8 protein-coding genes are annotated in these 13399 nt (G+C 38.7%); 2 read left to right on the top strand and 6 right to left on the bottom strand.

Going from position 1 to position 13399, the window contains the following annotated elements; translation table 11 throughout:
• Positions 1-137 precede the first annotated feature (137 nt).
• Positions 138-1037 (top strand): glycogen debranching enzyme N-terminal domain-containing protein, encoded by a 900-nt coding sequence (locus FRZ67_RS23725; RefSeq protein WP_225975449.1) that lies wholly within the window; start codon positions 138-140, stop codon positions 1035-1037.
• The gene (locus tag FRZ67_RS23720; protein ID WP_317131465.1) at positions 965-2164 is read left to right on the top strand and encodes an amylo-alpha-1,6-glucosidase; all 1200 of its coding nucleotides are present in this window, start codon (positions 965-967) and stop codon (positions 2162-2164) included. The genes FRZ67_RS23725 and FRZ67_RS23720 overlap by 73 nt, the downstream gene beginning before the upstream one ends.
• A gap of 13 nt (positions 2165-2177) precedes the next feature.
• On the opposite strand, the gene FRZ67_RS23135 is transcribed toward FRZ67_RS23720, so the two are convergent.
• From FRZ67_RS23135 to FRZ67_RS23110, 6 genes are all read right to left on the bottom strand, one after another.
• Entirely contained in the window at positions 2178-2798 is a 621-nt protein-coding gene (locus FRZ67_RS23135) for a TMEM175 family protein (protein ID WP_158638443.1), read from the bottom strand.
• Between the two features lie 293 nt (positions 2799-3091).
• The gene (locus FRZ67_RS23130; RefSeq protein WP_147192930.1) at positions 3092-4033 is read right to left on the bottom strand and encodes a BT_3987 domain-containing protein; all 942 of its coding nucleotides are present in this window, start codon (positions 4031-4033) and stop codon (positions 3092-3094) included.
• A 31-nt stretch (positions 4034-4064) separates the two neighbouring features.
• The gene (locus tag FRZ67_RS23125; RefSeq protein WP_147192929.1) at positions 4065-5576 is read right to left on the bottom strand and encodes a SusD/RagB family nutrient-binding outer membrane lipoprotein; all 1512 of its coding nucleotides are present in this window, start codon (positions 5574-5576) and stop codon (positions 4065-4067) included.
• Between the two features lie 282 nt (positions 5577-5858).
• On the bottom strand, positions 5859-9080 hold the full coding sequence (locus FRZ67_RS23120) for a SusC/RagA family TonB-linked outer membrane protein (RefSeq protein ID WP_147192928.1): 3222 nt from the start codon (positions 9078-9080) through the stop codon (positions 5859-5861).
• A 484-nt stretch (positions 9081-9564) separates the two neighbouring features.
• The gene (locus FRZ67_RS23115; protein WP_147192927.1) at positions 9565-10494 is read right to left on the bottom strand and encodes a hypothetical protein; all 930 of its coding nucleotides are present in this window, start codon (positions 10492-10494) and stop codon (positions 9565-9567) included.
• Between the two features lie 339 nt (positions 10495-10833).
• Positions 10834-13248: a zinc-dependent metalloprotease gene (locus FRZ67_RS23110; protein WP_147192926.1), complete on the bottom strand. Its 2415-nt coding sequence runs from the start codon at positions 13246-13248 to the stop codon at positions 10834-10836.
• Between the last annotated feature and the right edge of the window lie 151 nt (positions 13249-13399).

Raw genomic sequence — 13399 nt, 5'->3', positions numbered from 1 at the left:
TCAGCAATCAGGTTTCGGTTAAATATGTTTGGCATTACAGAATGCTGATACGTGATAGCTGACAACTGTTTTGAAAGTACAAGTGAGTGACACAACTATGTTGAAGAAAGTTATACTGCTTACTACAAAAAAAATTTATGCTGTTACAAAAAAATAAAACTGTGCTGTCAGACTATAATGAAGCAATTCAACATGAATGGCTTGAAACCAATGGCCTTGGCGGTTGGAGCGGTTCATCTGTTATTGGCTGCAATACAAGACGCTATCACAGTTTATTAATGGCCGCAACTGTGCCACCTGCAGAACGAATGAACCTTATAAGCAAACTTGATGAAACGATCATTATTAACAACGAACGGTTTGAATTAGGAACAAACAATTACGGCGATACTATTGCACCACAAGGCTATCAATACCTTTCATCATTTAAGAAAGAAATATTTCCGGAGTGGATCCATGAAGTGAATGGTGTCGAAGTAAAGAAAACGATTGCAATGGTTCATGGAGAAAATACAACAGTTATAATTTATGAAGTTGTAAAAGCGGCAAAGACATTTACACTGGAACTGCTTCCATTACTAGCTGTTCGTGGTTATCACAGCATGATGCATGCAAACAATGATGCGCATTGGGATGTATTATTCAACAACAATGTCTTTAAAACAAAAGTTTACGAAAGCACGCCTGAAATATTTATAAAAGTTCCCGATGCAAAATATGAACACCATCCAAACTGGTTTTATAATTTCAATTACAGCATAGAACAATACCGGGGATTGGATTTTGTGGAAGACTTATTCAATCATGGAAAATTTTTAGTTGAACTAAAACAAGGTGATACCCTTGGCATCATTCTTACAACAGAGGATCCCTCCGGTAAAAATGCAATTGAATTATTATTGAAAGAAAAACAAAGAAGAGAAGGCTTACTAGAACAACCTTTCAGCAGTACAGTTGAACAAATATTAACATTAGCAGCAGACCAGTTCATTGTAAAAAGAACAATTCCGAAAGTCTCCCTCACCGGGGGGATTTAGAGGGGGCTACAGTTATTGCAGGCTATCACTGGTTCACCGATTGGGGGCGTGATACCATGATATCCTTATCTGGCTTATGTTTGAGCACCGGCAGGTATGAAGATGCAAAGAAAATTCTTGCATCTTTTGCCAAAAGTGTGAGTATGGGTATGTTACCCAATCGCTTCCAGGATAATGGTGAAGCTCCGGAATATAACAATGTGGATGGAACGTTATGGTATTTCATCGCCATAAAAAAATATTTGGAAGCAACAGGTGACAGAGATTTTGTCATACATGAAATTTTACCTGTAATAAAAGAAATCATCGACTGGCATTATAAAGGCACCCGTTACAATATCCATGTTGAGGAAGATGGATTATTGTATGCAGGAGAATTTGGTCAGCAGTTAACATGGATGGATGCACGTATAGGAACATGGGTAGTTACGCCACGTATGGGTAAGCCGGTAGAGATACAGGCTTTGTGGTATAATGCTTTAAAAATATTTGCTGACTTACTACGCATGAATGAACAGGAAAATGATGCAGACATTGTTGAGTTAAGTGCAGCAAAAACAAAACAAAGTTTCGAAGAAAAGTTTTGGTATGCAGAAGGTAATTATCTCTATGATGTGATCGGTGAAAACAATTATCCTGATCCAACACTAAGACCAAACCAATTGTTTGCAATCAGTTTGCCGTATCCCTTAATAGAAGAAGCAAAAGCTGCTGCAGTATTGCAGGTTGTAGAAGACAACCTTTACACGCCGGTGGGACTTAAAAGCCTTCCTAAAACAGATTCACATTATATACCTGTCTATGGTGGAGATGCCTGGCATCGTGACTCTGCTTATCATGAAGGTACCGTTTGGAGCTGGCTGCTTGGCCCGTATGTTGATGCATTAATGAAAGTGAAAAGTCAAAAGTCAAAAGTGAAAAAGATCATTGATGATTTTGCTTATCACTTAAATGAAGGTTGTATCGGAAGTGTATCAGAAATATTTGATGCAGATGCCCCCCATCATCCGAGAGGCTGCGTGGCGCAGGCCTGGGGAGTGGCTGAGGTATTAAGAGTGATAAAAGATTATAATCTTACTGAAGATGTTTCTTCGATAAAGAAAGCGAGGGAAAAAGCAGAAGTCTGATACTTCTGCTTTTTTATGCTATCCATATCCAATAGATCCACATTACAAAACTTAACAACAACGAAATCCATGGATTAATGAATGCAACCAGCATTATAATAATGTTGCACACTAACCCAATATTTTCACTTTTTGTGGTTTGGTTTATTTGTGCATCAGTAATACCGTGCACCAATAAATTTTTGTTACGAGATGCAGTGTACCAAAGCAGTTTAAAAGCAATACTGATCAGTACAAAATAGCCGGTATAAAATATAACTGCTGTTTTCAGCGCATCAGTTATCAGGAACATACCCAATGTTTTTGTAGGAAATGGCACCAACGCCACAAGCATTAAGAGCAAACCGTTACTTATCATTACAGCATTGTCAGTATCTCTCAAGTTTTTAAACAATCCATGATGCCCGATCCATGCCAGCAGCACATTTACAAAACTAATTACATAGGCAAGACATATCGGCCATTTACTGATCAGTGCTTCAGTTAAATCTTTATCTGTCGTATGCCCTGTAACCTCCACTCCTATCTCTATCGATAATAACGTAATAGCTATACAAAAAACGCCATCGCTAAATGTTTCAACTCTTACCGTTTCCTTTTGATGTTCTAATGAAGTAGCTTTTGTTTCGCTCATGACTAAATAATTAATCATGCAAACTGTTTAAAAACAGCTGCACAATTAGTCATAGAGTTTACAATGGTTGTGTAATAACTTTTATGAGCCGGGGCTACATTACTACTATTATACTTTCGTTGCGTCGCACTCTTCAGCGGTTTACGCTTTGGTGAGCAAAGAACAGGAAGTACAAGAGTGCGACGCAACCTGGTTTAATACGTGTTACATCAGATAGGGAAAAAGTATACTATCATAAAAAAAACCGCTTCAAAATAGTTGAAACGGTTTTACAATTTTGGTTCCTGTTTTATTTATTGCTTTACCAGTATTTCTTCTGTAACCCGCCAGCCAGTTGATCCCTGGTAGCCATAGCGAACATAAAAAGTATGCGTTGCGGGATCATAAGTATTGTTACACTGAGCAGAGCCATCCCATTGTGCTGTATAGCCGGGATTTGTTGTTGGTAATCCATCGTCAAATTGCGTATAGGGTGCACCTGCTGCGCCGGGGGCTGCTGTTACAGTTACCTTATTGGTAACAGGATCTACGGTAAGCCAGGCTTCATAACCGGCACCACCCAGATCACCTAATGTTACCGATACAGTATTGGCGTCGATGGTTGAAACTGTTTTGTTATCAGCCAGACTACGTGGTGCACTTGGATGATACAAATATCCTGTAGATGTATAAATACCATCGTATGCATTTTTGATAACTAAAGCTACGATACCCGTCTTCAAATTCCCGCTGATAGTATAACCGGATTCCTGGATACTGGTTATTTCAAAACCAACGGCCCATGCGCCTCCCAGAAAATCAGAAGGTTTAAATTTTATTTTCAAAAATCCTGTATGGGAGCCTTTTGGAATGGTTACCACGCCGCCATCTTCAACAGAAAAGAAGGCAGATGGATCTCCGTATTCACTTCCATTTGCTGCATTATAATTATCCACCAAACTCTGCTTTGGCGATAATGTTATATGCAGGTCTTCCGGTGCGGCATCATGTGTTGCAAGATTTACAGGTATCAGATCAACAGTTGTATCTGCATCAGAATTATCGTAAGATGCAATCAGGAAATTGCTTACATCTCCTGCTGTTAATTTTATTTCTACCACGCTTGGTGTCGCACCTGTTGCATGCACAGATTGAATAAGGCCATTGTCATAATCCTTGTCTTTAAGGCAACCTGTAAGACTTACAGCCATTAACGCAACGGCTAATGCAGAAGAATTTATTTTATGTAGTTTCATATTAGTTTTCTTTTTTAGTCAGTAAGTTCGATTAAGGTTCCCAGAAAATTTTTGTGGTAAACTGGTTAATGGTTCCAACAGCCTGCACGCTTTCTGCATTGGTAGTGTATTCACTTTGCGGATATAGTAAGCGCAACGGTAACTCATCTGCAAGCCTGCTTGGGTTAAACGTTATAAAACCTTCGGGTAAAAAATGTAATCTCCTTTGGTCTGCCCATGCTTCTCTTGCGTCTATACAGGTAATGGCTATGTATTTCTGCAATGCAATAAATTTAGCCTGGTCTTCTGCGGTTTCTCCGGCATTATCCCAGTTGGCAATATCTGTATTGGCAATATAATCTGCGGCCGCAGTTTCTGCATCTTCCACACCAAGCCAAACAAATGATTCTGTTATGGCAGCTTCAAAAGCTGTTCTTGCATCACCGGGCATCCATCCTCTGGCAATAGCCTCTGCTTCAAAGAACATGCTTTCAAATGATGGGATCAGCCATTGATCCTGATCTCCACTTTTTGCTATACCCTCACCAAAATAAGAGGCTTGTGCGCCAAACGGATTACCAGTAATCAACCCATAATCACAACCAACATAAAAGCCGCCAACTGTTGTAAAGAACCTTTCGATTCTTGGATCATTGGTAGAGCCTAAAATGTTCAGAATATAATTGTTAGGCGCATAGCCTGTGGCGGCTTTATTTCCTGTGGTAGTAAAACCATAATTGCCATAGAAAGGAGATTGTTTGTATTGTGCATTTGAAAAACCCGGATTAACAGATACTGATTCACCTGCACCCAGCACACCACCTTTTGCTTCTATTTTAGCGATCTCTGTTGCCGGATTAAATCCTGGAACCTCAGATTGTCTTATCAGCAAACGAAGCTTAAGTGTGTTTGCAAATTTTTGCCACTTTGTTTGATCGCCATGATTTACCACATCTACAGTTGCAAAAGATGCAGGGGCATCCTCATCCATGTAGATGATGGCAGAATCTAGACTTAACTGCAGATCATTATAGATATCCTGTGCTTTATCATAAACAGGATGCTTGTAAACATTTGTTTGAAAAGCCTGGCTGTAAGGAACATCGCCATACGTATCCACAACATCCTGGAATAATTTTGCAGATAAGATCATTGCAGCACCGGCCAATACCTTATTGCCATTTGCAAGTGCTTTTGTTTTTGCCTGGTAGAGGTCAAACAATGTTCCGTAATCTCTTTGCCATGCATTATCGCCAAAAGCAAAGTCTATGTTGTAAGATGATTCAATTTGCGGTAGTGCAAAGTCTCCGGTATTTGACATGTAGCCAACCCAGTCCTGCGCAAATTGCAGGTCGATGGTTGAGCCTTCACTTCCCGGAGAAGCGCCTATGTGTCTCATTGCAACATTGGTTGCGGCCTGTGTAAATATGAGATCAGGCGTTATGTTATCGTCTGTAGTGCGGTTGGGATCGCTGTTTACATTCAGATAATCTTTATTGCAACCTGCCAGGCAAGATGCCAGTGCAAGTGTTGCAATCAATATGCTGTTTTGTATTTTTTTCATGTATAATCAGTTTAATTATTTTTATCAGTGTTTCAACTATTTATAATTTTTTGTACTTAACTGCGTTGCTGCTATTTGGCTGCTGTTGTGTCACTCACTTGTGCTGCATATCTTCGGGCGGCGAGCTGTGAGCTTCGGGCATAAAATTTTCTTTTCAAGAGAGCTCGTAGCCCGCAGCTAATTGCTCATAGCTATTCAACAGTACAAGAGTGCGACGCAACAGAAGCCTCATTTCATTACAATTGTTTGGTTCAAAAAAATCTCTCTAAACATTTTAAGCAGTTAGAATTGTACAAGCAATGAACCACCGAATAATCTTGAAGCCGGTGACTGGAACGAGCTTGCAAGACCAAACGTATTGCCCAGCGATGAATAGTTGAATTCAGGATCTCCCCATTGATTTGATTTTGGAACAAACAACAGGAGATTTTTACCAACTGCAGCAACAGTAACCTTCTTAATGAACTTTGTTCCTGCGATCCATTTGTTTGGCAGGGTATAAGAAATATTTACTTCGCGCAAACGAATAGATGCAGCACTTGAAAAATAGTTGGTAGCGATGGCCGTGTTTACATTTCCTGCAGACCAGAAACCATAGTTACCATCCTGTACCTGTATGCTTGTGTTGTCAACATATTTTGATCCATCCCAATACACAGAGTTTGGAAAAACAAAACGCTGACGGCCGTATTCTGCACTTCTTGCAGAAATACCCGCGAAGTCCATATCTGTTCCAAGACCAGAGAAGAAATCATGACCACCTTTGTAGTCCCACGTCATGCTAAAAGAAAAATTACCAATTGAATAAGATGGAGTAGCGCCTATAACCCACAGAGGTATTGATCTTCCTTTAATAACCTGCGAACCAGCCTGGGAAGGCATACCGGTAACAGCATCAACAATTACTTTTCCTGTTGCAGGATCTCTTGCATAGTCTGTAAGCTGGAAGGCAAATGCAGGCATTCCAACAACGGCTATATTATTTGCTGTTGGTGAGCTGGTAGACGTTTGTATAAAATTATTGGTACCACCAACGATCACTGATGTGTTGCCAAGTGTACGTGTAACTTTATTATCGTTATAAGTTGCATTCAGCTTTAGATCAATACGGCCTTTACCAATCTTAACAATAGGGCTTAAACCAAGATCCATTTCAACACCATAGTTTTTAAAATCTGCAGCATTTGCTAAACCAAAAGCATAACCTGTGGTAGTAGACTGAGAAACAAATAAGATCTGGTTGGTGTTATTTTGATTGAAGTAAGTTGCTTCAACATTTATCCTGTTCTTTAAAAATCCTAATTCAATACCAACTTCTTTTGTGTTTACAAACTCTGGTTTTATGCTTGCATCAGGAATAGTTGGGTCTGAAGTAAACCCGGCAACATTTCCATAAGGAAAGTTTATCGGCTGCGAATAAGTTGAAGACAGCGAATATGGATTAAGATTTACATTACCTGATTTAGAGATAGCACCGCGTACTTTCAAATAAGAAATTACAGCACTGTTTTGTAAAGAGGGTATTGCATCTGAAAGAACTATTGACAGGTTTGCTGCAGGATAAAAGAATGATCGGTTGGCTTTATTTAGTCTGCTATCCCAATCATTTCTTCCGGTAAATTCTACATTGGCCCAACTTTTATAACTAAAGCCAATGCTTCCGTAAACAGAAATAAGCCTTGACAGAATATCATAATTATAACTGCCCAGTAAAGTGTTGGTGCTGTTATTGGTTGTACCGTTAAATGTTGGCACATAAGCATCTCCGCTACGTACAGCGACATTAAACAATTGTGGCACTACAAGATTGTTACCGCCAATACCTATGTCTTTGGTGCGGTTTTGTCTTACTGTTCCACCGGCAACATATTTTACATTCAGGTCTTTTGTTATTTTATGATCACCGCTTAAATAATAATCAAGATTAATGCGTGATACATAACTTTCATCATCAAACACAGAACCTGGCTGGTTGGAGAAATTTGTCGGGCTCCTTGTTGCATGCGCAAAATCTGAAACAACAATTGGCGCATTGGTGTTTTTAAAGTTTGCAAAAGAAAGGTTAGAGCTCAGGCGTGCAGTGGCTTTCAGCCATGGAAATAATTGATAATTCACATCAACATTTCCAATAAGATTATCGCTGCGGCCTTTTGTTCTTATATTTCCAATGAACCAATATGGGCTAACAGCAAAATCATTGTAATAATTTGAGTAAGTAGAGAACTTGCCATTCTGCCAATCTTTATAATCAAGCAGCGGAACATTGCTTGCCACCTGCATTACAAGAAAAAACAAACCACCATTATATGCACCGGGAATAGAATTTTGCAAACCTGCTTCATTTACTACGTCGTAGTTCTGAAGTATATAGTTTAGGCCATAGTTAACAGAAAAATTCCCATACTTTTTATTGCCATTAAAACGGAAACTGGTACGCCTGTTTTGATCATCTGGAATTAAGCCTTTTATTTTTGCATCTTCAATGCTTACATAAAAATCTTCACCTGAAATGGTTGCAGAATTCTGCCAGGTAAAACCGGTATTCCAAAATTTTATTTTGTCTTTGTAATGCGCATTGGTGTATGGCAGCATTTGTATAGAGCCATCTTCCAATGGTCTGCCAACAGGTTGAATACTTCCATCAAATGCAGGCCCGTATTGCTGGTTTTCGTAAGGCACATAACCATAATTGCCATACGGGTCTATTACTTCACCGGCACCATTTCCAAATTCTTTCTGGATCTTTGGAAAGAACGAAACCTGCGTTGCCTGCAATGTAGAAGTTAATGTAACAGTAGGAACTTTACCACCACGCTTGGTTGTAATTACTATCACACCATTAACTGCATCAGGGCCGTAAATGGCTGCAGATGCAGCGCTCTTCAACACTGTTAAGCTCTGCACATCATCCGGCGGAATAGAAGAAAGATAACCCAATGGTGTTGGTGCACCATCCACAACAAGCATGGGTTGATTGTTACCCGTTAATGAACGAATGCCACGAATATTGATCTTGGCATTTTCAAATACACCACTGTTAACTGTAGAGATATTCAAGCCGGAAACCTTACCATTTAAAGCCTGTTCTATATTAACGCTCTTTCCTTGTGTAAGCGTTTTATTAGTAATGGTTGTAGAAGAATAACCAAGATCTTTCGCCTGTCTTTGAATACCCAGTGCAGTTGTTACAACCACATTCTGTAATTCATTGGATGTTCTGTTGATAACAATGGTAAGAAGAGCAGTTGATGATCCTACTTTTATTTCTGCCGGATCAAAATTAATGGCAGTAACTACAAGCACATCACCCGCCTTTGCCTGAATGGTAAAAACACCATCTGTTGAAGCTGCAGTTGCATTGCTGGTTCCTTTAACTGTAACGGTGGCACCCGATACAGGATTATTTGTTTGGTCAACAACCTTACCGCTAACACTACGTACCTGCGATCTCGCCATAACCGTAGTTAGCATTGCCATTAAAAAAAGAAAGACAATTTTTTTCATAATAATTGATGTTTTGGTTGTGCGTTTTTTAAATTATATGTACACATGAGGTTACATCCAGTCTTAATGATCAACAGTTGCATTTCATTCAACGCATATTCAATAATTGATTTCGCATTTAGCATGATGCAACAGATTAGTGTGTTGACTACATTGTTTATTCACTAAGAAAGTGTGAATAAATTCCTGACATGCTAAATTGAAAGTTTGCTGTTCATTAACAGGTTGTAAATTCCCGAAGCATGATTTTTATTTACCAAAACATGAAATCATCTGTTTAAAAAAAAGTGCGCAGAAAAAGACAAAAGAAAATTTGTTTACAGGCTTGTGTCTCTCAGGGCATCGCCTGTTGTGTCACTCACTTGTGCGGTTTGAAGATAAATGAGCTGATTGCGGAGAAGCTATAGTGCATATGATATCCTCAAAGGAAAATACCCTTACGTTAAAAAAAGAATATAGAAATGTATTTTTATTGCAAGCAGTGTTAGTCAAGTGTTTCTATTTCTAAAACTGATGTCCTATTTTGAAACCCTAAATTCATTGTTCTTTTAAAAAATGATTTTTGAACAAGGCCTTTTGAAAATTCAATTTGTTGCATTGTGCTTTCTGAAATTTCCAAATTGGCTTTTCCAATTTCATCGTCAATTGTTTTTGCGTCTGCTTTCGATATTTTTTTTACATACTCGATTACCGCCGCCTTTACGGCGTTACCATCAATCGTTTTATTGGTTTCTATGACACAAGTTGAGCTCTTATTGTCAAGTTTGGTTAGTTGCACTTTTTCAACTGCATCAAAAGGTTGTCCTCCCAGCGGGTTAGGGAACTTAATATCATTTGTTTGCACGTAGTCGAGCTTATAAGTAAATCCGAAAGAAAAATTATAAAACTTAATTTGTTTTAGTAAAGCAATCTCTAATCCTTTTTTTGTAGTAATAAGTTGTTTTGCAGCTTTATACTGAATGTTCATTGTTGGATTTGAGGAACTGCCTGCAATTAATTCATCTACTGATTTATCGGCAAAAGCTTTCACATCATTTACATTTATAAGTTCCTTGAACCTGCCAGTGTTTGAAAGCCTGATGATCATCTTAACATTAATCAACTTAGCGATAATCTGACTTTCAAGTACTGGTTCGTTATTGGCTAATTTTGAATCTGTATATGTCCACTCAACCTGATACCCGCTATCAGTAATTGCAAGCACTTTAAAATTTGCTTCAAAGTTCGAAATATAATTCTGTGTTTTGCCATTACTAAAATCTGATGTGGTAGTTATTATTTTTACCGAATGAGCTTCGTCTACTTTCCAGTGCGGTTTTACATCAACTGAGTTGTCGCTTGTTTGTGATCGTCCGGAAAGGTAAGCTGCCAAAAAAATCAACAATATCAAAAGGCTTAGTGTTTTTTGTTTCATGTTTTATTTAAGGTTGTGTTTGAAAAATTGTCTTCAATATTCTTCCTTGCCGGAAGATAACCATTAGTTAATATTACAAGAAAAATAAATATTTTTGCAGACTTACTTTGCCTACACTATGAAGATAGATTAGTACCAACAGGTTATTACACCACACAGCCATACACAAACCTATACGTATGACTTATAATAACAAATCCTATTATGTTCTCATAGGCCATAATTGTTTAGAAAGTACAAGTGTGCAACGCAAGAGGTGATGCCATAAAATACTATGGTTTGTCTCATAATAGAGCCGGCAATAAATTACCGGCTCTATTATTTAAAATATCGTTTAAATTATTCATCAATATCACAACCGATTGGTGCGCCCGGTGGCATTTCTTCATGCAAAGTTGGCTTTGCCTCTGCAGGCGTTTTCATTCTGTCCAATGCCAGCATAAGATGTGCAGTATAAGATTCATCTTTTGAAATTTTCATTTGCGCATCAATAAAAGTTTTGAGATCTGCAAGCGCTTTCTTTGCATCAGCTCTTGCCTGGTAAGATGCATCGTTGTTTACACTCAGTGCAAGCATGTAAGTAAGCAACACCTGCTCCGTTTGTTGCTGAATTAGTTTTTCCATACCTGTTCTGCGTGGCGCTTTCCATGTACGTTTAATAAGCGTATCGATCATTTCATTTACGCCCAGACCGCCATTGGCAGCGTATTGCTCCATGCGGCTAACACGTTCTGCATTAAACAAAAAAGACAGCGGAAAATCTGCAGCAGTTTCTGCAGGTGACAAAGCATCAAATGCAAGTCCTGTGCGCTTATTAAATAATTCCCTGGAATCATTATAACCAGCGGGCCTTGGAGGAATGAGCGAAAAAATTTTATCAGGCAACATCAAAATTTTTGGATCAATACAATCAATAATTGCATTCAATGCCTTTTGTTGTTCTGTTTTTGAAATTGCTTTCGTAGTAATTTGCCCATCTCCTCTCAATGCATAATTATAATTAAGGCCGCCAACCAATTTTGTTACTGCTTCTAATTGATACCTGTGACCAAAATATACAGGCACCAATACATCTTCCAGCATTGCCATTGGTGTTCCAGGGCGAATATCGTTCTCACCAAATTTATTCAACGCCTGCTGGCGAACTTTCATTACATCTTTTAATCCATCAATTACATTGCTTCCATTATCCCATAAATGCGCATAAGGGCTCAAAGCGCTTGCAGGTCTTGCGTCCTGGTCTGTTAAAAAACGCAAACCTTTTTTATATGCAGTAGTAAGAATATTGTTTAACACTTCCTGTTCATCGGTGCCATTACTAAATTCTGAATAGCCCCATGTAATAGAAGTTTTATCCCAGTCCCCTATTTTATTCTCATAAGCATTGGCTAAATTAATTTCTCCGTTAGCATCTAAAGCTGCAAGTGGATGCGGATAATCCATCACACTTGAGCGCTCAACAGTACTTGCAGAATAATTATGCATCAACCCAAGTGTGTGACCAACTTCATGTGCAGCCAGTTGTCTTATTCTTGCAAGTGCCATCTTCAACATTTTATCATCTTTTGGTAAGCCATTTTCGAATGGTGCTAATAAACCCTGGGCAATTAAATAGTCCTGTCGCACCCGCAATGAACCAAGTGTTACATTCCCTTTTATGATCTCTCCTGTGCGTGGATCAATAACCGCAGCACCATAACTCCAGCCACGAGTAGAGCGATGTACCCAGTTGATCATGTTATATCTTATATCCATTGGATCTGCACCATCAGGTAATATTCTTACCTGGAATGCATTTTTAAATCCCGCTGCTTCAAAAGCCTGGTTCCACCAACCAGCGCCTTCAAGCAATGCGCTGCGTATTGGTTCGGGTGTTCCATTATCAACGTAGTAAACGATTGGTTTTACCGCTTCACTTATTGCTGCAGTTGGATATTTCTTTTCAAGCCTGTGGCGACAAACAAAATATTTTATGACCGGCTCGGAAACAGGTGTGCTATAATCGTAATAACTGATATCAAAAAAACTTGAACGCGGATCAAACACACGTGGCTTGTAATTATTATCAGGCAACTGAACAAATGAATGATGCATGCGAAGAGTTATTGCTTCTGTTGATGGCGCAACAGCGGCAACATAATTTCCTGCATTGCCTGAATTATTTACAAACGTTATAGTTGTTTCAAACTCTGTGTTCAAAGGAAAATCCTTTGTGCGCTCCATATACATTGCAGAACGTGATGGATCAAGTGAATAAGCTCCCTGGTTCATTCTGCTGATCGTGTTTGAAACATTCATTGCATCCCGCATAAGAAAATCTGTAGCATCTACAAGTATCGTATCATGCGATGCTGCAATTTCTGTAAATCCCCAAATGATCGATTGTGCAAATGATTGTTCAACTGCTTTTTTCTCATTTGCATTATCCGTTACTGCGCGGTAACCGTAATTCGGTTGCAATAACAATATCTTTCTTCCAACCTTTGTAAATTTTACAATCTTCGTATCCCCAAGCAATCCCCTGTCAAGCCCGATATCATTGGAACCTAAACCTGCAGGCAATGATACCTGGTATAAAATTTCACTATCAAGCTTATTAACCTCAAGGAATATCTTTCCATTATTTTCATCCCAGTAAAAATTAAACAAGCCTTCATACTTTTTCATTCCTTTTGTTTTCTCTGCAATGGTGGATATATCCTGTGCAATTGTGACTGCAGGTAACAGCAGCAGTACAAAAAAAAATTTTTTCATAAACGATTGGTGTGTTTGCACAAATTACAATTTGATCGTTATAAACTAAATGTCTAAAAAAGATTTATTTACGTTGTTGCGTTTAATTCCGATTGTACAAGAGTGCGACGCAACAGACGATGCCATAAAAGATGTTGCCGGTATCACAAAA

This window comes from Panacibacter ginsenosidivorans (genome assembly GCF_007971225.1).
GTDB lineage: Bacteria > Bacteroidota > Bacteroidia > Chitinophagales > Chitinophagaceae > Panacibacter > Panacibacter ginsenosidivorans.
Note: the sequence above shows the minus strand (reverse complement) of the source record. Positions and strands in the feature narration are given on the sequence as shown.

Excerpts from the sequence above, each read along its gene's own strand:
- FRZ67_RS23725 (WP_225975449.1), top strand. The coding sequence starts at position 138 with ATGCTGTTACAAAAAAATAAAACTGTGCTGTCAGACTATAATGAAGCA.
- FRZ67_RS23135 (WP_158638443.1), bottom strand. The coding sequence starts at position 2,798 with ATGAGCGAAACAAAAGCTACTTCATTAGAACATCAAAAGGAAACGGTA.
- FRZ67_RS23130 (WP_147192930.1), bottom strand. The coding sequence starts at position 4,033 with ATGAAACTACATAAAATAAATTCTTCTGCATTAGCCGTTGCGTTAATG.
- FRZ67_RS23125 (WP_147192929.1), bottom strand. The coding sequence starts at position 5,576 with ATGAAAAAAATACAAAACAGCATATTGATTGCAACACTTGCACTGGCA.
- FRZ67_RS23120 (WP_147192928.1), bottom strand. The coding sequence starts at position 9,080 with ATGAAAAAAATTGTCTTTCTTTTTTTAATGGCAATGCTAACTACGGTT.
- FRZ67_RS23115 (WP_147192927.1), bottom strand. The coding sequence starts at position 10,494 with ATGAAACAAAAAACACTAAGCCTTTTGATATTGTTGATTTTTTTGGCA.
- FRZ67_RS23110 (WP_147192926.1), bottom strand. The coding sequence starts at position 13,248 with ATGAAAAAATTTTTTTTTGTACTGCTGCTGTTACCTGCAGTCACAATT.